General features: G+C 74.5%; 22 protein-coding genes and 1 pseudogene. 10 read left to right on the top strand and 13 right to left on the bottom strand.

What is annotated here, in order from left to right; translation table 11 throughout:
- The first annotated feature begins 133 nt into the window (after window positions 1-133).
- Both O7602_RS13295 and O7602_RS13290 read left to right on the top strand, forming a co-directional pair.
- Window positions 134-1,036 carry a pentapeptide repeat-containing protein gene (locus tag O7602_RS13295; protein ID WP_281589236.1) on the top strand — a complete coding sequence of 301 codons (903 nt, stop codon included), beginning with the start codon at window positions 134-136 and terminating at the stop codon, window positions 1,034-1,036.
- A 326-nt stretch (window positions 1,037-1,362) separates the two neighbouring features.
- Window positions 1,363-1,623 carry a hypothetical protein gene (locus O7602_RS13290; protein WP_281589234.1) on the top strand — a complete coding sequence of 87 codons (261 nt, stop codon included), beginning with the start codon at window positions 1,363-1,365 and terminating at the stop codon, window positions 1,621-1,623.
- Here the strand turns inward: O7602_RS13290 and rnhA are convergent.
- Window positions 1,542-2,114: a ribonuclease HI gene (gene rnhA, locus O7602_RS13285; protein WP_281589232.1), complete on the bottom strand. Its 573-nt coding sequence runs from the start codon at window positions 2,112-2,114 to the stop codon at window positions 1,542-1,544. The genes O7602_RS13290 and rnhA overlap by 82 nt on opposite strands.
- Window positions 2,115-2,239: 125 nt before the next feature.
- On the opposite strand from rnhA, the gene O7602_RS13280 reads away from it, so the two are divergent.
- Window positions 2,240-3,367 carry a serine hydrolase domain-containing protein gene (locus O7602_RS13280; RefSeq protein ID WP_281589230.1) on the top strand — a complete coding sequence of 376 codons (1,128 nt, stop codon included), beginning with the start codon at window positions 2,240-2,242 and terminating at the stop codon, window positions 3,365-3,367.
- Here O7602_RS13280 and O7602_RS13275 read toward each other — a convergent pair.
- From O7602_RS13275 to O7602_RS13250, 6 genes are all read right to left on the bottom strand, one after another.
- Window positions 3,341-4,546 carry a lycopene cyclase family protein gene (locus tag O7602_RS13275; protein ID WP_281589228.1) on the bottom strand — a complete coding sequence of 402 codons (1,206 nt, stop codon included), beginning with the start codon at window positions 4,544-4,546 and terminating at the stop codon, window positions 3,341-3,343. The two genes, O7602_RS13280 and O7602_RS13275, sit on opposite strands and share 27 nt — an antisense overlap.
- A gap of 94 nt (window positions 4,547-4,640) precedes the next feature.
- A complete protein-coding gene (locus O7602_RS13270; protein ID WP_281589226.1) occupies window positions 4,641-5,894 on the bottom strand; it encodes an MFS transporter in 1,254 nt (417 codons plus the stop codon).
- A 71-nt stretch (window positions 5,895-5,965) separates the two neighbouring features.
- Window positions 5,966-6,511, bottom strand: a complete 546-nt coding sequence (locus tag O7602_RS13265) for a hypothetical protein (RefSeq protein ID WP_281589225.1) — start codon at window positions 6,509-6,511, stop codon at window positions 5,966-5,968.
- A 101-nt stretch (window positions 6,512-6,612) separates the two neighbouring features.
- On the bottom strand, window positions 6,613-7,749 hold the full coding sequence (locus tag O7602_RS13260) for a DUF6596 domain-containing protein (protein WP_281589224.1): 1,137 nt from the start codon (window positions 7,747-7,749) through the stop codon (window positions 6,613-6,615).
- Window positions 7,750-7,758: 9 nt separating this feature from the next.
- The gene (locus tag O7602_RS13255) at window positions 7,759-8,169 is read right to left on the bottom strand and encodes a YciI family protein (RefSeq protein WP_281589222.1); all 411 of its coding nucleotides are present in this window, start codon (window positions 8,167-8,169) and stop codon (window positions 7,759-7,761) included.
- A gap of 498 nt (window positions 8,170-8,667) precedes the next feature.
- Window positions 8,668-9,084 carry a DUF6069 family protein gene (locus O7602_RS13250; protein WP_281589220.1) on the bottom strand — a complete coding sequence of 139 codons (417 nt, stop codon included), beginning with the start codon at window positions 9,082-9,084 and terminating at the stop codon, window positions 8,668-8,670.
- A gap of 175 nt (window positions 9,085-9,259) precedes the next feature.
- Between O7602_RS13250 and O7602_RS13245 the strand changes: the two genes are divergently transcribed.
- From O7602_RS13245 to O7602_RS13225, 5 genes are all read left to right on the top strand, one after another.
- The gene (locus tag O7602_RS13245; RefSeq protein WP_281589218.1) at window positions 9,260-10,357 is read left to right on the top strand and encodes a sensor histidine kinase; all 1,098 of its coding nucleotides are present in this window, start codon (window positions 9,260-9,262) and stop codon (window positions 10,355-10,357) included.
- Window positions 10,358-10,425: 68 nt separating this feature from the next.
- The gene (locus O7602_RS13240; RefSeq protein ID WP_281590280.1) at window positions 10,426-11,040 is read left to right on the top strand and encodes a response regulator transcription factor; all 615 of its coding nucleotides are present in this window, start codon (window positions 10,426-10,428) and stop codon (window positions 11,038-11,040) included.
- Window positions 11,041-11,071: 31 nt separating this feature from the next.
- Window positions 11,072-11,551, top strand: coding sequence for a hypothetical protein (locus O7602_RS13235; protein WP_281589216.1), 480 nt, complete (start codon window positions 11,072-11,074; stop codon window positions 11,549-11,551).
- A gap of 207 nt (window positions 11,552-11,758) precedes the next feature.
- Entirely contained in the window at window positions 11,759-12,244 is a 486-nt protein-coding gene (locus tag O7602_RS13230; RefSeq protein ID WP_281589214.1) for a hypothetical protein, read from the top strand.
- Window positions 12,245-12,321: 77 nt separating this feature from the next.
- Window positions 12,322-12,969 carry a class F sortase gene (locus tag O7602_RS13225; RefSeq protein ID WP_281589212.1) on the top strand — a complete coding sequence of 216 codons (648 nt, stop codon included), beginning with the start codon at window positions 12,322-12,324 and terminating at the stop codon, window positions 12,967-12,969.
- Between the two features lie 86 nt (window positions 12,970-13,055).
- Here O7602_RS13225 and O7602_RS13220 read toward each other — a convergent pair whose 3' ends face one another.
- Window positions 13,056-14,057: an aminoglycoside phosphotransferase family protein gene (locus O7602_RS13220; RefSeq protein ID WP_281589210.1), complete on the bottom strand. Its 1,002-nt coding sequence runs from the start codon at window positions 14,055-14,057 to the stop codon at window positions 13,056-13,058.
- 134 nt (window positions 14,058-14,191) lie between these two features.
- On the opposite strand from O7602_RS13220, the gene O7602_RS13215 reads away from it, so the two are divergent.
- Window positions 14,192-14,581, top strand: coding sequence for a YchJ family metal-binding protein (locus O7602_RS13215; protein WP_281589208.1), 390 nt, complete (start codon window positions 14,192-14,194; stop codon window positions 14,579-14,581).
- 65 nt (window positions 14,582-14,646) lie between these two features.
- Here the strand turns inward: O7602_RS13215 and O7602_RS13210 are convergent, their stop codons facing one another.
- The 5 genes and pseudogenes from O7602_RS13210 to O7602_RS13190 form a co-directional block, all read right to left on the bottom strand.
- Window positions 14,647-16,509, bottom strand: coding sequence for a transketolase (locus O7602_RS13210; RefSeq protein ID WP_281589206.1), 1,863 nt, complete (start codon window positions 16,507-16,509; stop codon window positions 14,647-14,649).
- A 32-nt stretch (window positions 16,510-16,541) separates the two neighbouring features.
- Entirely contained in the window at window positions 16,542-17,909 is a 1,368-nt protein-coding gene (locus O7602_RS13205; RefSeq protein ID WP_281589204.1) for an MFS transporter, read from the bottom strand.
- Window positions 17,910-18,701: 792 nt separating this feature from the next.
- A pseudogene (locus tag O7602_RS13200) lies at window positions 18,702-19,424 on the bottom strand (hypothetical protein); the annotation flags it as partial.
- Window positions 19,425-19,496: 72 nt separating this feature from the next.
- Window positions 19,497-20,447: a hypothetical protein gene (locus tag O7602_RS13195; RefSeq protein ID WP_281589202.1), complete on the bottom strand. Its 951-nt coding sequence runs from the start codon at window positions 20,445-20,447 to the stop codon at window positions 19,497-19,499.
- Between the two features lie 53 nt (window positions 20,448-20,500).
- Window positions 20,501-22,129 carry a protein kinase gene (locus O7602_RS13190; RefSeq protein ID WP_281589201.1) on the bottom strand — a complete coding sequence of 543 codons (1,629 nt, stop codon included), beginning with the start codon at window positions 22,127-22,129 and terminating at the stop codon, window positions 20,501-20,503.
- Window positions 22,130-22,505: 376 nt separating this feature from the next.
- On the opposite strand from O7602_RS13190, the gene O7602_RS13185 reads away from it, so the two are divergent.
- Window positions 22,506-24,080: a hypothetical protein gene (locus O7602_RS13185; protein WP_281589199.1), complete on the top strand. Its 1,575-nt coding sequence runs from the start codon at window positions 22,506-22,508 to the stop codon at window positions 24,078-24,080.
- The last annotated feature ends 85 nt before the right edge of the window (window positions 24,081-24,165 follow it).

Below are 24,165 nucleotides of genomic sequence, written 5' to 3'. Positions count from 1 at the left end.
ACCCGCCCCGCCGATCATGAGGTTGCCGGCGACAATTCGAACGGCGGGCGCCGCCAACTTCATGATCGCGGGGCGGGTGGGGTGCGGGTGGTGGGCCAGCGGAGAATGGACCGGATGTCGGAGGGGGCGGCGGATGACCGGTGAGCGCGAGGGGTGGGAGTTGCGGGCGGACTGCGCGCGCTGCGCGGGGGTCTGCTGCGTCGCGCCGGCGTTCGCCGCCTCGGCCGACTTCGCCATCGACAAGCCGGCCGGGCGGCCCTGCCCGAACCTGCGCCCCGACTCCCGCTGCGGCATCCATTCGGAGCTGCGGCAACGCGGCTTCCCCGGGTGCACCGTGTTCGACTGCTTCGGTGCCGGCCAGCACCTCACCCAGGGCACCTTCGCCGGCCACGACTGGCGCACGGACCCGGCGACCGCACGGCGGATGTTCGACACGTTCGCCGTGCTGCGACCGCTGCACGAGCTGCTCTGGTATCTGACCGAGGCGGTGCGGCTCACCCCGCCCGGTCCGCTGCGCGACAACCTGGCCGCCGCGCGGGACGAGACCGGCCGGCTCACCGACGGCACTCCGGAGGAACTGCTCGCGGTCGACGCCGACGCGCACCGGGACCGGGTCAACCGACTGCTGTCGAGCGCCGGCGAGCAGGCCCGCGCCGGTCGGGCCGGGCCGGACCGCCGGGGCGCCGTGCTGATCGGCGTGGACCTGCGCCGCGCCGCGCTGGCCGGGGCGAACCTGCGCGGCGCCACCCTGATCGGGGCGGACCTGCGCGGGGTTCGGCTCGGCGCCGCCGACCTGACCGGGGCCGATCTGCGCGGCGCGGACCTGCGCGGCGCCGATCTCGGCGAGTGCCTGTTCACGCACCAGTCCCAGCTCGACGCCGCCCGCGGCGACCACCGCACCGTCCTACCGCCCGGCCTGCGCCGCCCCGCGCACTGGTTCCTGACGCTAACCCCGTCCCGCCCCCCAACCCCCACCGCACCTCGCCCACCCCGCCACCGCCCGGCCCACCATCCCCGCCCGCGCCATCCCCGTTGATCAAGGAGTTCGCGTCTCGACAACGCGGCCTCTCGACGTGAACCCCTTGATCACCGCTGGGGCGGGGGACGGCGGGTGGGTGAGGTGGGCGGGCGGCGGGGCGGGGTGGGTGGGGTTTTGGTGGGGGTGGGGTGGGTAGGCGGCGGGAACAGTCGAGGTGGGACGGGGGCGGGACCGGTGGGATATCGGGCGAGGTGACCGAGGACGACGGGTCGGGTATGGCCGGCGGGGCGTCCGGCAGCAGTTCGGGCGGCTCGTCGATGCCGACGCACCCGGACGCGGCCCGCTGAACGTTTGCCGTCACCGGATGCGGGCAGGAGTGCGACATGACCAGTGAAGAGTCCTTCGGCCGCGCGGCCGGCGACGAACCGGACGGCGCCACCGCCTACGAGGCGTCCCTGCGCCCGCCGGGCGAATCCCTGCACACCACTGACGACAGCGGCGACGACTTCGCCGACCTGCCGGCCGAGGACCGGCGCTCGGCGCGGGACACCAGCCGGGCCGGCTACGACGTGGACGCCGTCTCCGGCGCCGCCGACCCGGCCGACGGGCCGGAGGAGATCGAGGAGGGCCGCCCGCTGCGGTGAGCCGCCGGCGTGCGCGGGGTGGCCGGTGAACCGCCGCCCCGCGACTCGCTCATCCCCCGGTTGGCGAGCGCGTCGGCGCGTTCGTTCTCCGGATGTCCGTTGTGGCCCTTCACCCACAGCCAGGTGACGTCGTGCCGGGCGCAGGCGGCCTCCAACCGCTGCCACAGGTCGGCGTTCTTCACCGGCTGCTTCGCGGCGGTGACCCAGCCGTTGCGCTTCCACCCGTTCAACCACCCGGTGATGCCGTTACGCACGTAGGTGCTGTCGGTGTGCAGCCGCACGGTCACCGGGCGGGTCAGGCTCTCCAACGCCTCGATCGCGGCGGTCAGCTCCATCCGGTTGTTCGTGGTGGAGGCCGCCTCGCCACCGCACAGCTCCCGCTCGTGCCCGCCCCAGCGCAACACCGCGCCCCAGCCACCGGGCCCGGGATTGCCGCTGCATGCGCCGTCGGTCCAGATCTCCACGACCCGGCCGGTCTCCGCCTCCGCCATGCCGGCAACCTACCGGGTGCGCCGCCCGACCCTCGACGGCGCACCGTCTCACGGCTCCGGCGGAGGGACATCGACGACGAAAAACCGGGCGACGCCGACGCGGCGCTCTGGCAGGCTCCCTGACCGTGGACGACCGATGGGACGGCCTGCGGGCCGAAGTGCGCGCGACGATCGACGACCTGGTGACCTCCGGGCGGGAGGCCGGCGTGCAGGTCGCCGCCTACCTCGACGGCGCGCCGATCGTCGAGGAACAGGCCGGCCTCGCCGACACCGACGCCGGCCGGCCGATGACCGCCGACACGCCGGTGCACGCGGTCTCCACCGGCAAGGGCCTCACCGCGACCGTGGTGCACGTGCTGGCCGAGCAGGGCCGCCTCGACTACGACGTTCCGCTGGCGCGGGTGTGGCCGGAGTTCGCCCGCAACGGCAAGGACGGCATCACGCTGCGGCACGTGCTCACCTACACCGCCGGCCTGCCCGCCCTGCCCGCCGACATCACCCCCGCCGACTTCACCGACTGGCAGCGCATGTGCGATCTGCTCGCCGACGCGAAGCCGTTGTGGGCGCCCGGCGAACGGCTGGCCTACCACGCCTGGACGTGGGGCTGGCTGGTCGGCGAGGTGGTCCGCCGGGTCACCGGCAGGTCGATCTCCCGGGTCCTCGCCGAGGAGGTGGCCGGGCCGCTCGCCGTCGACCGGGAGCTGTTCCTCGCCGTACCCGAGGCGGAGCTGCCCCGGCTGGCCCGGCTGGAGGACGCCGGCCTGTCCGCGATGATGACCTGGGCCGGCGCCAACCTGCCGCACTTCGACGCGGTGGCCCCGCCCGCGGTCCGGCCGGACGCGACGATCGGCGGCAACCCGGACGTGCTCCGCGCCGAGGTGCCGTCGGTCGGCACGATGAGCGCCCGCGCGGTGGCCCGGATGTACGCGGCGCTGCTCGGCCCGGTCGACGGGGTCCGACTGATCTCCCCCGAGCGGCTGCGCGCCGTGTCCGCGCCCGCGGTGCGCGCGCAGGAGTGGGTGTTCGGGCAGGAGAGCACGTTCGGGCTCGGGTACGCGGTCGACGACGACGGGTCGTTCGGCACCGCCGGCAGCGGCGGCAGCCTCGCGTTCGCGTACCCGGAACTGGGGTTGACGGTGGCGGCGGTGCGCAACCGGCTCGGCGCGGGCGACGGCGACCCGATGGAGCGGCTGCGGGCGCTGGTGCGCGACCGGGTCGCCGCGACCCTAGGCGGGGCGCAGCCGGGCGCGTAGCCGGCCGGCGGCGTCCCCGAGCACCGCGCCGGTCATCGGCAGCAACGGGCTGGACCGCATCACCGCCAGGTCCTCGACCGGGCTGGTGACGCCGTCGAGGAAGCGCAGCACCCGCTCCGGCGGGTTGCGGTCGAACAGCCGCTCGAAGAACTCCACCCCGGCCACGTGCCCCCGGTCCAGGGCCCGCAACGCCACCGCGTCCATCCACAGGTGCCGACCCGGGTACGCGGGCGCGGGCACCGGCGGGCGACCCGCCGCCACGGCCCGGGCCACCTGGTCGGCCTGGCGCAGCATGGCGGAGAACGTGAACCCGGTGGACGGCCGGGTCGCCCCACCGGCGGTGCCCAAACGCACCACCCGAGGGCTCGGGCGGGCCACGAACGGGCCGTCGGTCATCGGGATCACCCCGTTCTCCACCTCCCGCACCCGCAGCGCGCCCAGGTCCAGACCGAGCAGCCCGGCATAGCCGCGCAGCGCCGCGTCGTAGCCGGCGTCGTCGAGCACCGCCGGCCCGAACTCGGTGTACTCCACGAGCGCGAACCGGTCGTCGACCGGCAGCACGTACCCGAAGGACACCCCGCGCTCCGGCTGCGGGGTGCGGAAATCCATCAACACCGCCCGGCCCGGGTCGAACGTCGGCTTCTCGGCCGCCAACCACCACCCCCGGAAGTGCTGCAACCAGGTCGTACGCCCCGGCCGCGCGGGCGGGCGGGGCCGGGAGTCGAGCACCCAGCCGGCCCGCACCAACACCCCACCGGCGGGGTCGTGCACGGTCACCCGAGCACCGTCGTCGCGCACCTCCCCCGCCGCCGCGCCGATCCGCACCGCGTCCAGCCGCCGTTCCGCCTCGGCAGCCCGGTCGTAGACCGGGGCGGAACGCAGCATGGCGTACCGCAGCGGGTCCAACGGCAGGACGCGGCGGCCCGCCGCCGTCACCACCTCCACCCGCGACCAGCTCGCGCTCAGCAGCGGATCGAGGTCGCCGCCGGGGGTGCCCCAGAACGCCCAGGTGCGGTCCTGGCCGCGCTTGCGGACCGGATCCACCACGGCCACCCGCACGCCGCGCACCCGATGCCGGTCCAGGGCGGCCAGGACCAGGGAGGCGGCGCCACCGCCGCCGACCAGCGCGAGGTCGACGTCGACCGGGGAGAAAGCGGACACCCACCCACGCTGCCACACCCGCGGGACGATTCAAGGAGGGGGCCCCGGTTAACGCCTGCGGTAGAGGAAGGGCCCCCGCTTAACAAACCGGTGGGCAGTTCGCGCGCGGGGGCTATCCGGTGGCCAGCTCGCGGACCTCCGCGACGGCCGGCTCGGCGTACGCGGCGGCCACCGTGGCCCGGTCGAAGACCCGCCACGTCGCGGCGATCACCGCGACCGCCACCACGAAGCCCACCCAGTACGGGGCGGTGATGCCGTACCGGGCCGCCACCACGCCGCCGAGCAACGCGCCGACGCAGTTGCCGCCGGCCGCGACGAACAACGTCGTGCTGCCCACCCGACCCAGCATCGCCGGCGGGGTGAGCCGCTGCCGCAGCGAGTTGGCCACGATGTTCCACAACGCGCCGTGCACCCCGAACGCGAACAACGCGAACCCGACCACCGCCGCGCTGCGCGACGCGGCCAACGCCAGGTGCAGGCCGGCCTCGACAAGCAGGCCCACCCGCACCGTCCAGGTCGCGGTGAAGGCGGCGATCAACCGGTCACCGACGACCGAGCCGAGCAGCCCACCCACCGCCAGGCAGGTGAACAACGCGCCGTAGCCGACCGAACCGAGGCCCAGGCGCTCGGTCGCGAGCAGCACCAGCACCGCGATCGCCGCGGTCAGCGTGACGTTGAGCAGCCCGATCAGCACGGCCATGGTACGCAGCAGCCGCTGCGACAGCAGCCACCGGAAGCCCTCGGCGATCTCCGCCCGCGCCGAGCGCGGCCCGGTCCTCGCCCCCTCCCCGCGATACGTGCCGGCGAGCAGACCGACGAGCACGGCGCTGAGCGCGTACGTGCCGGCGTTGAGCGCGAACGGCGCCGCCGCCGCGAGCACGAACAGGAACCCGCCGAGCGGGCCGGCGACCATGTTCTGCGTCACCTGGGCGCCGCCGCTCAGCCAGCCGTTTGCCCGTTCCAGCCGGGACCGGGGCACCACCGCCGGCAGCACCGCCTGGGCGGCGACGCGGAACACCACCTCACCGGCGTTGACCACGAACAGCACCAGGTAGAGAAGCACGATCCCGGCCCGGTCGGCGAGCATCGCCGCGGCCAGCGCGGCCAGCGCGACGACCCGCACCCAGTCGATGAGCACCATCAGCCGACGCCGGTCCACCCGGTCCGCCAGCACCCCGCCGGGCAGCGCGAACAGCAGCCACGGCAACCACGACACCGCCGCGCCAGCGGACACCACGAGCGGGTCGTCGGTACGCGACGCCACGTACAGCGGGGCGGCCACCGTGGCCGTGCCGCTGCCGAGCGCGGACAGCGTGCTCGCGGTCCACAGGCGGGCGAAGCGCCCCCCGAGTCGTTCCCCCGTCACGACGGGGCAAGCTACCAGTGACAGCGCCGCCCGCCGAGCAATTTACGGAGGCCCCGCACACGCCACTCCGCTCAGTCGGGCTCGCCAGGGAGGGGAATCGGCAACGCGACCGGGGCCGCCGGGCCGACCGCCGTGACCGAGTGCGCAGGTGCCGGCCGGTCCGCCACCGGTCGCCGCGAGTGCAGCCGCCCCCGGCCGGCCGAACCGTTGCGGCGGGACACCTCGACCGTCACCATCCGGATCGGCGCGGGTGGCGCGGCGAACCCGGGTACGCCCCAGCGCAGCCAGATCGGGATCCGTCCGGCCCCGGCCTCAGCCAGCAGCTTCTCCACGGTCCGTCGACGGTCGGTGTGGTCGACCTCGACGACGACGGGTGGACCGTCCGGCCGGGCGCAGGCGACGTCGAGCACCGACTGCCGCCCGGACAACGGCGGCGGCAACGGCAGCACGCTCGCCGCCCGGCGGTAGACCCGCCAACCCTCATCTGTCGCCCACTCGACCACGGCGTCAACGAGCCGGGCGGTCACCTGGTCGGTGGCCAGATCCTCGAAGGTCAGCCGGTCGAGTCGGCGCGCGAGGGACACGGCCACCCGCTCGCCGTGCGGCCCCAGATCCATGCCCGCAGGCTAGCGTGTGGCGAGGCGCGCCATCGGAGCCCACCGTCGAGGACCCCACCGGCCACCGCCGACGGTTCAGCTCGACGCCCGCCGTACCCGCCTCACCGGGTGTTCAGGCGGGCGGCCTGGCGGGTCAGGTGGTCCCGCTCGGCGATGCTGGTGGCCTTGCGGGCCGCGTCGGCGTAGAGCCGGGCCGCCGTCGGCCGGTCGCCGTCGCGTTCGTGCAGGTACGCCGCCACCGCCGCGTACCGGGGCAGCGTCTCGTCCAGCTCGGCGAGCGCCGCCAGCCCGGACCGTGCGCCGTCCGCCTCGCCGACCGCGACCGCGCGGTTGAGCCGGACGACCGGGTTGTCGGTGAGGCGGACCAACTCGTCGTACCACTCGACGATCTGCACCCAGTCGGTCTCCGCGGCGGTGGGCGCGTCGGCGTGCAGGGCGGCGACGGCGGCCTGCGCCTGGAACTCCCCCAGCCGGTCCTGGGCCAGCGCCCCCTGCAGGATCTCCACGCCCTCGGCGATGAGACCCGTGTCCCACCGGCGGCGGTCCTGCTCGGCGAGCGGCACCAGACCGCCGCCGGGGCCGATGCGGCTGGCCCGGCGCGCGTGGTGCAGCAGCATGAGGGCGAGCAGCCCGGCCACCTCGGGATGGTCGATGGCGGCGGCGAGCTGCCGGGTGAGCCGGATCGACTCGGCCGCGAGGTCGACGTCGCCGGAATAGCCCTCGTTGAAGACCAGGTAGAGCACGCGCAGCACGGTCGCGACGTCGCCGGGCTGGTCGAACCGTACGCCGGTGACGGTGCGCTTGGCCCGACTGATCCGCTGCGCCATGGTCGCCTCGGGCACCAGGTACGCCCGGGCGATCTGGCGGGTGGTGAGCCCGCCGACGGCGCGCAGGGTGAGCGCGACCGCCGACGACGGTGTCAGCGCCGGATGCGCGCAGAGGAAGTAGAGCCGCAGCGTGTCGTCCGCCCCGGACACCGGCCCGGGCGCCGGCTCCTCGTCGACGGTCTCCTCACGCCGGCGCCGGGCGGCGTCGGCGCGCGCCATGTCGAGGAACCGGCGCCAGGCGACGGTGACAAGCCACGCCTTCGGCTCGCGCGGCGGGCCGGCCGGCCACACGCGGAGCGCCTCGACAAGCGCGTCCTGCACGGCGTCCTCGGCCGCCGCGAAGTCAGCTCCGCGGCGGACGAGGACACCGAGAACGCTCGGCGTGAGGCTGCGCAGCATCACGTCGTCCATCGGATCAGGTCACTCCGTGATGGTGGGCGGCTCGGTCAGGAACGGGCGCAGCTCCAGCCACTCGTGGATCGGCCGGCCGCCCTGCCCCGGCGCGGCGGACAGCTCCGCGGCCAGTTCGAGGGCACGCTCGTAGCTGTCCACGTCGATCACCATCCAGCCGGCGATGAGGTCCTTCGTCTCGGCGAACGGGCCGTCGGTGACCGGCGGGCGCCCCTCCCCGTCGTAGCGGACGAAGGTGCCCTCCGGGGAGAGTGCCTGACCGTCGACGAACTCGCCGGAGGACTCCAGGCGGGCCGCGAAGTCGTTCATGTACTGCACGTGCGCCGTGACCTCCTCCGGCGTCCACCGGTCCAGCATCGGCATGTCGATGACCGGCTTCGGGCCGCCACGGTAGTGCTTCAGCAGCAGGTACTTCGCCATGATGCTTCTCCTCGATGCGGGTGCGACTCATTCTGGCCGCGTTCGGACCGGGGACGGAGCCGGCCCCGGGTTCTCGACATCCCGAGCAGAAAAATTCGTGGCCGAGTCCCGACAGCTGCCGAGGGAGGTGCGGCACCGCCCCTAAGGCGTCCTAGGAGGCTAGCCGTATCGCCTCGGCGGTGGTTGCTGGCTTGATATCACCGGACGACGTTGGTCACGCAGCGCAATGATTGCCGAGCGTGATGGCACGGCCCGGGACGGACTGATGCCCCCCGGTGCCTTTGCTCTGCAGCCATCCGCGCAGCAGGTGGTTGAGCTGCTCAGACGCACGGTCCGCCACCGGCGGGGGTGGACCGGTTCGGTGACGTTCCGTGCCTGCTGCGCGGATGGCTGCAGAGCAAAGGCGGGAGCGAGCCACGCCCGGGCGCCCGCCAATGTCACGCACCGTGACGAGCCGGAGCCGCCCACCCCCGTCGCGGGCGGTCCCGGCCCGGCCGGTCAGCGCGCGGCGGTACGCCGCAGGCCGGGCACCAGCACCGCGCCGGCGAGCAGGTGCAGGATCACGAGCGTCACCGTGGCCGCCCGGCCCACTCCCCCGGTCAGCGGCCCGACCAGGGACAGCAGCAACACCAGCGCCGCGACCACGCTCCAGACGGTCCGCGCCCGGCCGGTGAACCGCTCCAGCAGGGCCAGCAGCGCCCAGCCGGCCAACCCGGCGAGCACCGTGCTGACCGCCACCGCCACCGGCGTCACCCGCTGCTCGGCGCCGCCGCCGCGGGCGGTCAGCTCCACCCCGGCGAGCGGCACCGCGACGGCCCAGCCCAGCAGCGTGGCGGCGGTGGCGGCGAGCACCGTGAACAGCCGGTCGCGGCGGCGGGACGGACGGACGGTGGCGCTCGGGATCGTGGTTTCCATCGGTGCGTACCTCCGGTGCGGTGAAATCGACTGCGGACGACGCTAGGGCCGGCGGGGCGTCACGCGGATCGCGCCGCGGGCCGGTTCCCGGCTCCGTCCCGGGAACCACGGGCGGGCCGGATGTCCGTCTCGCGGCCGATGAGGTCAGGTGGGTCGGCGGCCTAGCATCCGGGACATGAAGTGTCTGTCCCGGACCCGGTTCCTGCTGCTGCTCGACGGCGGCATCGCCGCGGCCTGTCTCGGCGTGTCGCTGCTCGTGCTGCTGACCTCGGACGTCGGCCCGGCCACGCCGGGCGGGACCGCCGCCGCGGTCGGCCTAGCGGTGCTGCAGGCCAGCTGCCTGCTCTGGATCCGGCGCCGACCCGGGTACGCGCTCGCGGTGGCCGCGCTCGCCGGCGTCGGCCTGGAGGCGCTCTGCCCGACGCTGGGCTGGCTCGGTCTGGTGGCCGCGCCGCTGTCCTACGTCGCCCGGCTCCGACCGCCGCGGTTCTCGCTCGCCGCGCTCGCGGTGCTGGTGGCGCCCACGCCGTGGAAGCTGGTCAGCGGCGGCTGGCGGGACATGCTGCTCGCGGTGACCGCGCTCGGCCTCAGCTGGTCGATCGGCGAGCTGCTCCGCGCCCAGGCGCAGCGGCGCTGCGAGTGGGAGCGGCAGGTACGCGCCACCGAGCGGGAGCGCATCTCCCGCGAGCTGCACGACGTGGTCGCCCACCACGTGGCGGTGATCGCCGTGCAGGCCGTCGCCGCCGAGGACGTCTTCGACAGGCACCCGGCGCAGGCCCGTGCCGCGCTCGGGTCGATCAACACGGCGGCCCGGTCGGCGCTTACCGAGCTGCGGGCGATGCTGCACGCGCTGACCGCCGACGACGGGTCGGACCCGGACGGGCCGCAGCCGGGGCTGGCGCAGCTCGACGCGCTCGTCGACGCCGTCCGCGCGGTGGGGCTGCCGGTGACGTTACGCCGGGAGGGCGACGGCGAGGCGCTGCCCGGCGGGGTGCAGCTCTCCGCGTACCGGATCGTGCAGGAATCGCTTACCAACGCGCTGCGGCACGGGCACGCGACCCGCGCCGACGTCAACGTCCGCTACGGCGACGGGCTGCTGCGGCTGGAGGTGGTCAACGACGGCTCGGCGCCGGCCCGCCGGCCCGGCGGGCGCGGCATCGTCGGCATGCGGGAACGGGCCCGGCTGCTCGGCGGCACGCTCGACGCCGACCCGCTGCCGGCCGGCGGTTTCCGGGTACGCGCGCAGCTCCCGGTGCGGGCGGCGGTCCGGTGAGCGCGAGGAGTGAGTGCGTACGGGTGGTGGTCGCCGACGACCAGGAGCTGATCCGCGCCGGGCTGCGGATGGTCCTCGACGCCCGGCCCGACCTGACCGTGGTCGGGGAGGCGGCGGACGGCGTCGAGGCGGTCGCGGTGGCGACGCGTACCCGGCCCGACGTGGTGCTGATGGACGTGCGGATGCCGCGGCGGGACGGCATCGCCGCGACCCGGGACCTGGTGGCCGCCGGCAATCCCGCCCGGATCGTCATGCTCACCACGTTCGACGTCGACGAGCACGTCTACGCCGCGCTGCGCGCCGGGGCGAGCGCCTTCCTGCTCAAGGACACCCGCCCGGCCGACCTCGCCGAGGCGGTGCGGGTGGTGGCCGGGGGTGAGGCGCTGCTGGCGCCGACCGTGACGCGACGGCTGCTGGACCGGTTCGCCGACCGGCTGCCCGGCCCGGCACCCGCCGCCGACCGGGCGCTCGCGGCGTTGACCGCCCGGGAGCGGGAGGTGCTCACCCTGACCGCGCGGGCGCTGTCCAATGCGGAGATCGCCGCCCGGCTGCACCTGAGCACCGCAACCGTGAAGACCCACGTCTCCGCGATTCTCACCAAGCTGGGGCTGCGGGACCGCATCCAGGCGGTGGTCCTCGCGTACGACACCGGGCTGGTACGGCCGGAGCCGCCGTCCGGCTGAGCCGCTCACACCACGATCACGGGGGTACGACATGACTGATCTGACGCTGCGCCGCACGGGCCGCCGACTGTGGACGCTGACGGCGGGGACCTCGCCGCGCGGGACGCTGCACGCCGACCGTGGCCTGGTCCGCGCCGACGCGACCACGTCCGAGGGCGCCTGGTCGTTACGCGCCCAGGGCCGACGCCGGCTGCGGATCACCGCCGGGCCGGCGGACGCGCCGCTGCTCGAACTGGAGCCGCCGTCGGCCCGGTGGGCCGGTATGGACACCCCGGCCGGGTGGCGGACGACGCGCGGGTTCCGGCGGTACGAGGGTGTGCTGACCCGGCCCGGGGGGACCGTCACCGCGCGCACGTCGGGCCGGCCGGGCGCCCCGGTCGACGTCGAGGTGACCGGGCGGCATCCGGACCTCGTCGTCCTCGCCGTCTGCTTCGCGCTGTTGAGCCGGCGAAGCCGGGACCGCCGGATCGCCCTGTGGTCGGCGGCGCTCAGCCCGCACGGGTCGTCCTGACGCCTGTCCGGTCTCATCCTCGACGTGCCGACATGTCCGTCGGCCGGTGGCGAGAGGGGTAACACCGGACGGCAACGAAGATTTCTCAATTACCCCCAGTGACTGTCTCAACCCTCCTAGTGTTGGCCACACCGGTGCTAGTCACGGAGTTGGCCACCCGAACGACGTCCCACGCAGACAGCGGACGAAAAGTGAGGGAAGACGCGGATGAAGGCACAGTCAATTCTCGGCACGGCGGCGGTCGGCGTGGGCCTCGGCGCACTGCTGCTGCCGGCCGCCGCGCTGGCGGACACCAGGGTCTCACCGGCCACCACGCCGGTCGGCGGCACGGTCGTGCTCACCACCACGTGCAACCCGAAGGCCGGTGACGCGATCTTCCGGGTCACCGGGCCGGACCGCGACCAGAACGTCAGGTCCACCACGGCCGCCGCCGGCGGCGGCCTGAGCGCCGAACTCTTCACCGCCGGGTTCACGCTCGGCACGTACACGGTGGCCGCGACCTGCGGCGACGGCAGCGACGGCGGCAGCGCAACGTTCACCGTCACCCCGATCGGCGGCGCGCAGGCCGGCACCGGCGGCCGGGACGGCGACACCGGCGTGCTGGTCGCGGGCGGCGCGCTGGCCGCCGGCGCGCTCGGCGGCGGAGCGTACGTCCTGATCCGCCGCCGGCGGCGCGCGGGCGCCACCGCCTGAACGGCACGCCGAGCGGGTCGCCCGCGCCGGTCCACCCGGCGCGGGCCCCCGCGTCCACGTCGGAGGGAGCCGGATCCGTGTCCTCGTCCCACCGGCGCCGGGGCGGGCCGTCGCGGGCCCGCACGGCCGCCGTGGTCACCGCCGTCACCCTCGCCGGCGCCGCCGGCGCCGGGCTGGTCTCGGCCGGTCTCGGCAGCACCTCGGCGTCGCCGCCGCAACCCGGGTCCTCCGCCGCGCCGGCCACCGAACGCCCCGGCGCCGACGGCCCGACGCTCCCCCGTTCGACGCCCGCCCGGGTCGTCATTCCCCGCATCGGCGTGGACGCCGAGATCGTGCCGGTCGCCACCGACGACGGCGCGCTTGAGGTGCCGCCGCTGGAGCGCCCCGAGGTGGCCGGCTGGTACCGCCCCGGCCCCGCGCCCGGCCAGGCCGGCAACGCGGTGCTGGTCGGGCACGTCGACACGCAGCGCGGCCCGGCGGTCTTCTTCGACCTCGGCCGGCTGCGCCCCGGCGACACCGTCCGGGTGGTCCGCGCCGACGGCCGGACCGCGGCGTTCACCGTGGACGGCGTCGGGACGTACCCGAAGGACCGTTTCCCCACCGAGCGGGTGTACGGCGGCGGCGCGGCGGCCCGGCTGCGCCTGATCACCTGCGGCGGGCGGTTCAACCCGCGTACCGGCAGCTATCCCGACAACATCGTGGTCTTCGCCACCGCCACCCGCTGACGCTGCTCCCGGCGACGCCCGCGATCACCCCGCGCCGGCCGGTCCTACTCCGATGCCGTCCCGTGAGCGGCCGGCCCGGACGCTTCTCAGCCGGCGAGGTCGGCCAGCTCGGCGTCGAGCAACTCGGCCTGCAGCGCCACCCGACCCGGGTCCGTCTCCGCGGTGATCGCGCGGCTGGGCATCTCCACGGTCATCAGCAGATAGAGATACAGCCGGTAGAGGCCGAGCCGCCGCCGCACCCCGGCGTCCCACGGAAACGGCGCCACCGTCCGGTACGCCCGCAGCAGCGGGTCGTCCGGCTCGTCCTCCGCCCGGCGGAACAGCAGCGGCGAGACCAGATCGAGCAGCGGGTCACCCCACAGGTACCGCTCGCCGTCGACCAGGCCGCTGAGCCGTGGCGTGCCGTCCGGCCCCTCGACGGCAAGCACGTTGCCGGCCCAGCCGTCGAAGTGCAGCAGCGCCGGGCGGCGTACCCGATCGAGGACGGCGGCGTGCCGGGCGACCAACTCCCGGATCCGGGACGCCGGCGCGGGCAACGGCACCGCCCAGTCCGCCGTGTCGGCGAGCAGGTCGTCCACCATCGCGGTGTACGCCTCCCGCCAGGTGGACGCGGCGGCGCGCCCACCGTCGTAGCCGTACCGGTCGCCGGTGACGGCGTGCAGCGCGGCCAGCGCCAGGCCGAACTCGGCCCGCAACGCCGCGACGTCCGCCCCGGCGAGGGTCAGGTCCCACAGGGTACGACCGGGCAGCCGCTCGGTGAGCAGCCAGTCGCCCAGCTCGCCGTGCCGGCCGTGGTGCAGCAGCGCCGGCGACGGGACGGTGGGCGCGCGGACGGCCACCAGCCGCAGGTAGCGCGCCTCTGCCCCGATCATGTCGCGCTCGTAACGCAGCAGCGGCACGTGCGGCGGCGGACCGACCTTGAGCACCACGTCACGCCCGTCGGCGAGGCGAACCCACCACACCGCGGCGAACCCGCCGCCGGTCAGCGGGCCGCAGTCGGCCACGTCGACGGCCGGCCCCAGCGAGGCGGCGACGTAGTGGCGCACCGCCTCCGGGTCCAGGTCGCGCCGGGTCGGGCTGCCGCTCATGATCCTCGAAGACTAGTGCGCCCCGCCGAGCCCCGCTGCCCCGCTGGGGTGTAAGGCGGGGGCCCTTCTTAACGCATTCGGTATAGGCGGGGCCCCTTCTTAACGCCTTCCGGGCGGGAGGCGAGAATCGCGGCATGGCGAAGCGGACAACGGCCTGCCCCTGCGGCTCGGCGCGACCGTACGAGGACTGCTGCGCCCCGGTGCACCAAGGCACGGCGACGGCGGCGACCGCGGCGGCGTTGATGCGTTCCCGGTTCAGCGCGTTCGCGCTCGGCGACGCCGGCTACCTGCTGCGGAGCTGGCACTCGCGGACCCGGCCGGAGCGCCTTGAGCTGGACCGGGGTACCCGGTGGATCCGGCTGGAGGTGCTGGAGACCGGGCAGGGCGGCCTGTTCGACAGCACCGGCACGGTCCGCTTCCGGGCGCACTACCGCGAGGGCGGTCGGCCCGGCGTGCTGGCCGAGCACAGCCGCTTCGCCCGGGAGGACGGCCGCTGGGTCTACCTCGACGCGCTGCTGGAGTGAGCAGTGGTGTTAAGCGGGGGCCCCGCCTATACCGAATGCGTTAAGCGGGGCCCCCGCCTTGCACCTCAGGCGAGGGTGCGCGCCGCGGCGACGACGGCGTGCACGCCGATGCCGGCGCGGTCGAGTTGCTGGGTGGGGGTGCCGGAGCCGGGCAGCCCGCGTACCGCCAGGTGCCGCACGCGCACCGGTTCGGCCAGGTCGGCCAGCGCCTCCAGCACGGCCGAGCCGAGGCCGCCCTCGGGGTAGTGGTCCTCGACCACCACGAGCCGGCCGCCGGTGTCCCGGACCGCCGCCAGCAGGCGCTCCCGGTCGACCGGCTTGATCGAGTAGAGGTCGACGACCCGGGCGTCGATGCCCTCCCGGGTCAGCTCGTCGGCGGCGGCCAGGCAGACGTGCACGGTGACGCCGGTGCCGAGCAGCACCACGTCGCCGCCGTCGCGCACCACCCGGCTGCCGCCGATCGGGAACTCCTCGCCGTTGTCGTAGAGCACCGGGTACGCGCCGCGGGTGGTGCGCAGGTAGGCCACGCCCGAACGGTCGGGCATCTGGGCGACGAGCGCCGCGCAGGAGACCGCGTCGGCCGGGCAGAGCACCGTGGAGCCGGGCACGGCGCGTACCGCGGCGATGTCCTCCAGCCCCATCTGCGACGGGCCGTCCGGGCCGATCTCCACCCCGGCGTGCGAGCCGACCAGGGCGATGTCGGCGCGGGAGACGCCGGCCATCCGGATGAAGTCGTAGGCCCGGGACCAGAACGCGGCGAACGTCGCCGCGAACGGCCGCCGGCCCCGGACCGCCAGGCCCACGGCGGCGGCGACGAGCTGCTGCTCGGCGATGTACATCTGGAAGAACCGGTCCGGGTACGCGGCGGCGAAGCGGTCGGCCCGGGTGGAGTCGCCGACCTCGCCGTCGAGGGCGACCACGTCGGGTCGGGCGGCGCCGAGGGCGCGCAGCGCGTCCCCGTACGCGTCCCGGGTGGCGACCTTCGCGCCGCGCTCGTACCGGGGCAGGTCCGGCTGGCCGTGTTCGGCGGGGGTGGCGCGCGGCGCGGCGTGCGGTCTCGGCGCGGCGACCCGGATCCGCCGTGGCCCGCCGAGCGCCCGTACCGCCCGGTCGGCCAGCTCGGGGTCGAGCGGCTTGCCGTGCCAGGACGGGTCGTTCTCGACCTCGGGCACGCCCTTGCCCTTGACCGTGCGGGCCAGCACCACGGTCGGCCCGGCGCCGTCGCGGGCCTGCCCGTACGCCTCGTCGATCGCGCCGAGGTCGTGCCCGGCGACGACGATCGCCCGACAGCCGAACGCCTCGACCCGCCGCCGGTAGGTGTCCAGGTCCCATTCCAGCTCGGTCGGTCCGCGCTGGCCGAAGCGGTTGACGTCGACGATCGCGGTGAGGTGGCGCAGTCCGTAGTGGCCGGCCTTGTCCAGCGCCTCCCAGATCGAGCCCTCGGCCATCTCGCTGTCACCGCAGAGCACCCAGACGTGGGCGCGCGACCGGTCCAGGTACTGGGCGGCGATCGCCACCCCCACCCCGACCGGCAGGCCCTGCCCGAGCGAGCCGGTGGCGACGTCCACCCAGGGCAGGACCGGGGTGGGGTGGCCCTGCAGGCGCGAGTCGGCGCGGCGGTACGTCTCCAGCAGTTCCTGCTCGCTGATCGCGCCGACGGCCCGGAACACCGCGTAGAGCAGCGGCGAGGCGTGGCCCTTGGAGAAGATCAGGTGATCGTTGCCGGGGTTGCCCGGGTAGGACCAGTCGTAGCGTAGGTGCCGGGCGACGAGCACGGCGAGCAGGTCGGCGGCGGACAGGCTCGAGGTGGGGTGCCCGGATCCGGCCATGGTGCTGCACCGGATCACGTCCACCCGCAACTGGGCTGCCAGCTCCGCCAGCCCGGTCAGGTCCTCGTCGCGCAGGGTGCGCTGTGCTTGCAGGGTCACCGGACCCACCGTAGTGGCATGCTCGCTTCTGGTTACTTCTTCCCCTGATTCACCGCCCGATCGGGGCACAGCCAGAGCGCCACCAGCAGGTACGGCAGCACGGCCACCGCGAACGCGACCGGGTTGCCGACCGCGCCGGCGAGCAGCCCGTACGCGCCGTAGAAAGCCACCGTGGTCAGGTCCGTGGCCATCCCGGCCAGCGACGTGACCGTGGCCCGGGCGTCGCCGCTGATCCGGGCCTGCAACCGCACGTCGGCGAGCACGGTGGCGAGTTGGAACGCGGCGAACGCGACCGCCAGCAGCAGGAACCCGGCGGGATGGCGCAGCAGCGCGCCGGCCGCCGTCGCCGTCGCCGCGAGGACCAGCAGGCCGGCGTGCCCCCGGTCGGAAAGCCGCTCGCCCAGCGGGGCGAGCAGTCCACCCGCGGTCATCCCGCCCCACAGCAGCAGGAGCAGCAGTGGCACGGTCGTCTCAGCGACACCGGTGTCGCGGGCCAGCAGCCCGGTGTACTCGTCGAGCCCACCCCAGATCGTGGCCACGGCGGCGACCAGCAGCACGGCGGCCCGGACGGCGCGGTGGGCGCGTACCTCGGCCAGTCCGCCGCGCACGCGGTCCCGCCAGCCGGGCTCGCCGGGCGGCTGCTCCCCCGTGGCGCCGCCGGACGGCGGCGGCGCGGCCGACCCGCCGGCCGGCACGGCCTCACCAGACGGGGGCCTGACGTCCGGCACGGCCTCGCCAGAGGCGGGCCGAACGAGAGCCGGCACGGCCCCGTCCGGCGCCGGCCCGGTGGCGGCGGGCACCGGCGCGGGCGTGGCGGTGGGCCGGCGTTCCGGGAGGCGGGCCGCGACGGCGGCGGCGAGCAGGCAGGTCAGCACGCTCGCGGCGCCGACCGCGAGGTAGCCACCGAACGCGAACACCGGCCCGGCGAGCAGCCCCGAGCCGACCGCGCCGAGCACCTCGGCGGTGCGGGTGCGGCCGATCAGCCGGGCGTACCTGTCGGCCGCGCCGAGGTGGTCCAGCTCGGTGTAGACGAGCGCCTCCAGCGCGCCGGAGCGCAACGCGCCGCCGGCGCCCCAGAGCAGGAACCCGACGGCGAACGCGGGGTAGGACGGCAGCAGCACCCAGAGCGCGAAGCCGGCGGCCGTGAGCAGCGGCGCGAGGCGGAGCAGCAGTCGCCGGGACAGCGCGTCGGCCCACGCCCCCGAGGGCACCTCCAGCAGGATGCCGGCGGCCGACCAGAGGACGAACAGCGAGGAGATCTGCCCGACCGACAGCCCGGTGTCGGCGAACAGCAGCACGTAGAGCGGGTAGAGCAGGACGAGGTCGGTGAGGAACGCGTAGCCGTAGAGGGTCGCCGCCAGTCGGCGGGTCGCGGGCACGCGGGCAGGAGCGACGAGCATGGGCCTTCCCACGGGTCGGAGCGGACACCGGTCGGAGTGCAGGGTGTCCGCGGCGGCCCGCGGGCTCGTCGTTCAGGTGGGCGTCACCATCGCCAGGTCATACCGACGATCCTAACCGGACCGCGCTCTTGACGGCAGGCTCGGTCAGGCGGGCCGACGCCGTCGGGGATCCTGCTGATCATGGAGTTGGCCGCTGCGAGAGCGCTCCCCGCGGCCGCCAACTCCATGATCGACGCCCTCCCTCCGGCTGCGGCTGGCCGTCGGGCGACGTCTCGCGCGATCAAGGACTTGCGTCGGGGCCGAGTCTTTCGATGACGCATTCTTTTTGATCACTTGGGGCGGGACCCGATTGGATCCCGCCCCGGTGGTTCGTGCGCCGTCGGCTCAGCGGCGGAACTTCTCCGCGTCCGCCTGCGGGATGACCATCGTCGTCTCGCTCTCCGCGGCCGGCTGGGCCGTCGACTGACGCGGCGTGGCCGGCGCGGTGCCGGCGGCCGGCTGAGCGCCCGGAGCCGGCTGGGTGCTTTGAGTCGGCTGGGTGCGCTCGGAGTCGGCGAGCGACGGGATGACCTGGGTGGTCTCGCCAGCGGCCGCCACCGCCGGGTCGCCACCGACCTGCGTCGGCGTCGTCTGCGCCGGCACCTGCTGCGCCGGCACCGGCTGGGTCGGCTCGGCGGAGCCGGCGTACACCGGAACCGGCTGGGTGCGGTCCGCCTCGGCGTCCCGCGTCACCTGCGGGGTCGGCTCGGCGTCCCGGGTCACCGGCTGCGTCAGCTCGGCCTCGCGGTCCGCGGCGAGCCGGGTCTCCAGGTCACGCCGGCCGGCCTGGTAGGCGCGGGCGTGGGTGGCGATGGCCCGGGACTCCTCCTCGGCCCGGCTCAGCCAGCTCTCCCAGCGGCTCTGCATCGGCCGGACCAGGCCGCCGCCGACGCCCACCACCAGGATGCCGCCCACGGTGGCCAGCACCGCGATCAGCACCGGCGTGGTCACCGCGGTGGCGACGCCGATCTGGTTGAGCGCGGCGATGACGCCGAGGCCGAGGATGAACACCGAGGCGAGGTTTGCGAGCACCCGGCCGTAGGAGAGACCGCCGAGGGCGCTGGAGATGATGTCCTTCACCGCGCGGGCGATGGCGGCGGCCACCACCACGATGACGATCGCGACGAACGCCTTGGGCAGCCAGGCGACCACGCCGGCGATCAGGTCCGAGATCGGGTTGGGCCCCCAGATGCCGAACGCGAGCTGGAGCGTCACCAGCAGCACCCCGTAGTAGGCGAGCTTGGCGACGATGTCGCTGGCGTCGTACTTCGAGCGCGCCAGCGCGGTCTTGATCCCGCCACGTTCCACGGCCCGGTCGAAGTGCAACCGCTCCAGGATCCTGTCGACCAGCTTCAGCACCGCCTTGGCGATCAGCCAGCCGGCGACCAGGATCGCGACGAACGCGACCGCCTTGGGCAGGAAGAGCATTACCGAACGAAACGCGTCGCCCACCGCGTCGCTGAAGTTGTCTCTCATCTAAGGGCCTCCACGCACGGGGTCAGGGGTAGTTCCGGGTGGGCCTACCCTGAGCGGCGCGCAGGGAAACGCTCAACCGCCGGGGCAGCGGTAGCTGACGCGCGTGCCGGCCTGCACCGGCGACGGTTCGACGATGTTGACGGTGGCCGTCCCGGTGGTCGCGCCGACCCCGCTGAACGTCCACTTGAGGGTGAGCATGGTGGTCCGCTGCCCGCTGCCGACCCGTTCGGAGAGCAGCGCGCCGGGCGGCGCGTCCGAGCGGAACCACTGGTAGCGGATGGTCCCGGCCCGCCCGTTCGTGCGGACCGTGGCGACCACATCGACGGTCACGTCGCAGGCCACCCCGGCCGGCCGGGGCACCGCCACCGAGACCTGCTCGATCTCCAGCGGCCGCAGCCGCTGCCACAGGTAGAGCCCCACCACCACCAGCAGCGCCGCGGTGAGCACTGTGGACAGCACCGAGACGAACCGGCGCCAGACCGGACGCGGCGGGCGGGCCGGCGGCGCGACCGGCCAGGCCGGGGCCGGCGGCGGCGTCGCCGGCACGCCCGGGCCGAAGCGCAGCTCACCGCCGGGCGCGGGCCCGAACCCGCCGTTCACCGCCCGCGCCGTCGGTTCCCGGTACGCCCCGACGGTCGCCCCCGGCACGGTCGGTCCGGCGCCCGTCGACCGGTACGCGACGGTCGGCTGCCCGCCGGGCTGCCCCGGTGGGCCCAGATGCGCTGTCGGCTCCGTAGCGCCGGCGCGTGACGGCTTGTTCTGCTCCGCGCCGACCGGGCCGGTCAGGTGCACGGTCGTGGCGGCTCCGGCGGTCGGGCGCGCGAGGTGCACGGTCGGCTCCGACGCGCGGCCGGCGGTCAGGGGCGCGGTGGCGTCGGCGTCGACCGGGGGCCGGGGCGGGACGAGGAGGACGGTGGGCTCGTCCCGGGGCGGGACGAGGTGGACGGTGGGCTCGTCCCGGGGCGGGTCGGTGGGCAGGGCATGGGTGGGCAGGGCCTCGGTGGGCTCCTCCGGCCGGGTCACGCCGGCCGTCCCCGGTCCGGGCTGCGGTGCTGGGCAGCGGGCACGTCGTACTCCTAGCCGGGGGTGCAGTAGTGGTAGAGCGTCACGTACACCGGTTTCGCCGACGTGGCCGTGTTGCCGGCGGCGTCGACGGCGGTGACCTGGATCGGGATGCGACTGCTCTGCTTCGGTGCGGCCAGCGGACCGAGCGTGCCGGTGAACACGCCGCGCCCGGCGGCGGCCATCCGGACCGTCCCGGTGGCGCCCTGGAGGGTGTAGCGGAACGTGACCCTCAGGGCGGCCGGAGAGTCGCGGTCGTCGGTGACGGTGGCGGTGACGGTGCTGCTCTGGACGCCGAACGGGCAGCCCTTCGGTTCGAGCTCGCCGGGGTCGGCGCCGACGCCGCCGACGACCGGCGCGGTGACGTCCCGCGGGGGCGGCGGCGCGCTGCTGCGCGACGGGGTGGGAGTCGGCGCGCTGGTGCGTACCGGGGGTCGGGTCGGCGCCCAGGTCGCGTCCGGCGTGGTCGCCGGCGGGGTGGGCAGAGCGGACGGGGTGGGGGTGGCAGCCGGGGACGCGGCACCCGTCGGGGCCGGTGTGGCCGGGTCGGTGGAGGCGGAACCGGCCGGCGTCGGGCCGCCGGGCGCATCGGCGGCGACCGGGGTCTCGCGGGAGGCGTAGCTGTAGCCGGCACCGCCGACCAGCACGGCGGCGACCAGGGCGCCGGCCGCCAGCACTACCCGCTTGCGTCCCCGCCGGAACAGGCCGCCCCGGACGGCGGTGGTGCCGAGCGCGGTGCTGGCCAGCGCGGTCGCGCCCTCCGCCCGTTCGGGAAACGGCCACAGCGCGGCGAGCAGGGCGGCCCGTTGGGCCAGCTCGCGCAGCCCGCGCTCCTCCCACTCCGGGCCGTATCCGGCGCCGGCCACCCGGTCCAGCAGGTCCAGGAAGACCTGAGCCGGTTGCGGCCGGTCGTCGGGGCGTTTGGCCATGCCGTGCCGCAGCAGCTCGTGCACCTCGGCGGGCGCCGGGTCGGTGGGGATCGGCGCGGTGGCGTGCTGGTCGCGCAGGAAGAGCAGACCCGGACCCGGGTACGGGGGCTGCCCGGTGAGGCACTCGAAGAACGTGGCGGTGGCGGCGTAGATGTCGCAGGCCGGGCTGGCGGGAGCGCCGGTCCACTGCTCCGGGGCCATGTAGCGGGGCGTGCCGGAGACGGTGGTGTCCGAGCCCTGGCCGATCGGCATGGCGATGCCGAAGTCGGCGAGCTTGCTCGATCCGGCGCCGGTGACGAGCACGTTCTCCGGCTTGTAGTCGCGGTGCACCACCCCGTGGGCGTGCGCGGCGGCGAGCCCGGCGAGCGAGCCCTTCAGCACGCACAACGCCGCCTCGGGTGTGGTCGGGCCGTGCGCGCGCAGCATCTGCCGCAGCGAGACGCCGTCGACCAACTCCATCACGATGGCCGCGCCGTGCGACGACTCCACATACTCGTAGAGCCGGCTGACGTGCGGGTCGTCGACCTCACCGAGCAGCCGGGCCTCGTCCCGGAAGGCGGCGCGGAAGGAGGAGTCGGCGCCGAGGTCGCGGACCAGGTACTTGATCGCAACCGGGGTGCCGGTGACGTCGTGGGTGGCGAGCACGACACTGCCCGACGCCCCCGAGCCGAGCGTACGAACCGGCGTGTAGCCGGACAGCTGCCAGCCGCTCATGCCACGAACCCCACAGCGCTCCCGGGGCGGATGTCGGTGGCCGCCTCGCTGGTCATTCTGGTCCCGTCGACGCTGCCGTCCATCGGCGCAACGGACGCTTCCGCACGCCGGACGGCGATCCCGGACCGGTGGTGTCCCCTCGGCCCGGGGCCGGGCGGCGGATGGTCGGTAACGGACACACCGCCACTGCAGCAGACCGGCGCAAACCCGCGGTCGGCGGTGCGGGCCAGTGCCACGGTCCGCCGCGTCTCCTCGTGTCGCCGCACCAGCAGCACCCTGGCCGAGAATGTGCCGGGCCTCCTCACTCCGGGTGCCGGGATGCTCGGCGCACCGCGACGCGTTGTCGCGGACAACCGAGAATCACTACTCTCAGGCCATGACTCCGTCACTGAGGGTGTCAACTGGTTTGTTGCGCCGCACTGGCATCGCCCAGACGATTGGTTGGCTGCTGCGGGTGAATCGAGTTCTCTCACCGGTGATGGAAGCCAATCCGGCCACACGCTTCGTGGCAGCTTTCGATGGTGGCTCCTGGACGAGGGGGCGCGTGAGTGAGAGCCGGGTGTCCCGGTGGGAATCCGGCCACACCCCAGTGCCGCACGCCGCTGTCCGCCGCTATGAGGAACTCCTGTGCCTGGCACCGAATACTCTCGTGGCACCGCTGGACACCTTGCGTCGGTACGCCGCTCCGGCCGCATCGCTACAACTTCCGCTGCGTCGGGACGGGGCAACGGCGGAGCCTCCCGGACGACTCGATCACCTGCTCGACATGGCCCTGAGTGCGACACCGCTCAGCGGCGCGGAATGGGATGAGCTCACCGCCGCACTGATCACCGAACCGACGATCCGACTGGTTCCGTCAAGAGCATGGTCGGAGATGAGCGACCGGTTGCTTGCCGAAATGATCGGCTCGGGCGGCATCGGGTGGCTGCAACGGCATGAGGCTCTCACTCGGCTGCTGGTCCACCCGACGGGAGGCCCTGCGGCTATCGACAGTTGCGTGAGCCTGGCCCGAGACCGCGACAACCAGGTTTTCATCGAGACAGTCTGTGCCCTCGAAGCAACCGCCCATCCGGACGCGTCGCGGCACGTACTCGCCCAACTGAGGGCTCCGACCCACCGCCGGGCCAGGATCGGGGCACTGCTTGCCGCGACGCGGAAGACGAACGCCGGCCACTTCAACGACAGACAGATCATTGAGCTGACCCACTTGACGAGGGAGATGCTCCCGGATCGGGACAGCGAGTACCTGGCCGGACAACTTGCCAGCGCGCTGCTGGCGGACCGGGACCGGCATCACGATCAGTTCCCGAGACACAGCCGGAGCAGCGGCCGCGTCCAGGAGGACCGGTCAGATCGGCGGCGTCACCTGGCCGAGCGGATAGCACACAGAGCGGAGGCGGAGACAACGCTCCACCGAATCGACCGGGCTGATGTGTTCCTTCCCTTCTTGGTGGACGACATACTCCACCATTCTTCGCTGGACGTACGGCTGTACACCCGCTTCCTGCTCGCGGCTACCCCGTACCGCTCGGGACTGGCCAGGGCTCTCGCAGATGAGATCGCCAACGGCCGCGCCCGACATGAACCGGCCAAGACCGAGACAGTGCTCGACTCACTGCGGATCCTCGGCGACGATCGCCAACAAGGGTTGATCGATCGTTTGATCATCGCGGAAGATCTTCCGACCGCAGTACGAGTCTCCGCCGCGCACGCCGGTGGCCACATCGGCAACGGACCATCCGACGCGGCGGTCGAGGGCGTCGTTCAACGGCTTGCGCATCGTGTGCCTGAAGGGCTGTCCGTACTCGAAGCCATCATCTACGCCCTCGGCCTCAGAGAGCGCCAAGGGACGCTGAGACAGTTGGCCACCGATGCCCGGTTACCCGAGGTTGCGCGTCGAGCGGCGGCGTGGTGGCTGAATCGGCCCGTTCACATTCGCCAAGGGACGTGACGATGATCCGTTCGGGCGGCTTGGGCCTTGCATCGACCGAAACGCGGTGCAAGTCCTGAGTCGCACCTTCCCGTCCGCCCCTACC

It is taken from the genome of Micromonospora sp. WMMD1128 (genome assembly GCF_027497235.1).
Classification (GTDB): Bacteria; Actinomycetota; Actinomycetes; order Mycobacteriales; family Micromonosporaceae; genus Micromonospora.
The sequence above is the reverse complement of the archived record's forward strand: the minus strand, read 5'-3'. Positions and strand labels throughout refer to the sequence as shown.

What these genes read in the sequence shown, in the direction of transcription:
- O7602_RS13255 (WP_281589222.1), bottom strand. Translation starts at nt 8,169, where the DNA reads ATGGCGAAGTACCTGCTGCTGAAGCACTACCGTGGCGGCCCGAAGCCG.
- O7602_RS13260 (WP_281589224.1), bottom strand. Translation starts at nt 7,749, where the DNA reads ATGGACGACGTGATGCTGCGCAGCCTCACGCCGAGCGTTCTCGGTGTC.
- O7602_RS13235 (WP_281589216.1), top strand. Translation starts at nt 11,072, where the DNA reads ATGACTGATCTGACGCTGCGCCGCACGGGCCGCCGACTGTGGACGCTG.
- O7602_RS13205 (WP_281589204.1), bottom strand. Translation starts at nt 17,909, where the DNA reads ATGCTCGTCGCTCCTGCCCGCGTGCCCGCGACCCGCCGACTGGCGGCG.
- O7602_RS13240 (WP_281590280.1), top strand. Translation starts at nt 10,426, where the DNA reads ATGGTCCTCGACGCCCGGCCCGACCTGACCGTGGTCGGGGAGGCGGCG.
- O7602_RS13215 (WP_281589208.1), top strand. Translation starts at nt 14,192, where the DNA reads ATGGCGAAGCGGACAACGGCCTGCCCCTGCGGCTCGGCGCGACCGTAC.
- O7602_RS13185 (WP_281589199.1), top strand. Translation starts at nt 22,506, where the DNA reads ATGACTCCGTCACTGAGGGTGTCAACTGGTTTGTTGCGCCGCACTGGC.
- O7602_RS13265 (WP_281589225.1), bottom strand. Translation starts at nt 6,511, where the DNA reads ATGGATCTGGGGCCGCACGGCGAGCGGGTGGCCGTGTCCCTCGCGCGC.
- O7602_RS13220 (WP_281589210.1), bottom strand. Translation starts at nt 14,057, where the DNA reads ATGAGCGGCAGCCCGACCCGGCGCGACCTGGACCCGGAGGCGGTGCGC.
- O7602_RS13230 (WP_281589214.1), top strand. Translation starts at nt 11,759, where the DNA reads ATGAAGGCACAGTCAATTCTCGGCACGGCGGCGGTCGGCGTGGGCCTC.
- rnhA (WP_281589232.1), bottom strand. Translation starts at nt 2,114, where the DNA reads ATGGCGGAGGCGGAGACCGGCCGGGTCGTGGAGATCTGGACCGACGGC.
- O7602_RS13245 (WP_281589218.1), top strand. Translation starts at nt 9,260, where the DNA reads ATGAAGTGTCTGTCCCGGACCCGGTTCCTGCTGCTGCTCGACGGCGGC.
- O7602_RS13290 (WP_281589234.1), top strand. Translation starts at nt 1,363, where the DNA reads ATGACCAGTGAAGAGTCCTTCGGCCGCGCGGCCGGCGACGAACCGGAC.
- O7602_RS13250 (WP_281589220.1), bottom strand. Translation starts at nt 9,084, where the DNA reads ATGGAAACCACGATCCCGAGCGCCACCGTCCGTCCGTCCCGCCGCCGC.
- O7602_RS13295 (WP_281589236.1), top strand. Translation starts at nt 134, where the DNA reads ATGACCGGTGAGCGCGAGGGGTGGGAGTTGCGGGCGGACTGCGCGCGC.
- O7602_RS13190 (WP_281589201.1), bottom strand. Translation starts at nt 22,129, where the DNA reads ATGAGCGGCTGGCAGCTGTCCGGCTACACGCCGGTTCGTACGCTCGGC.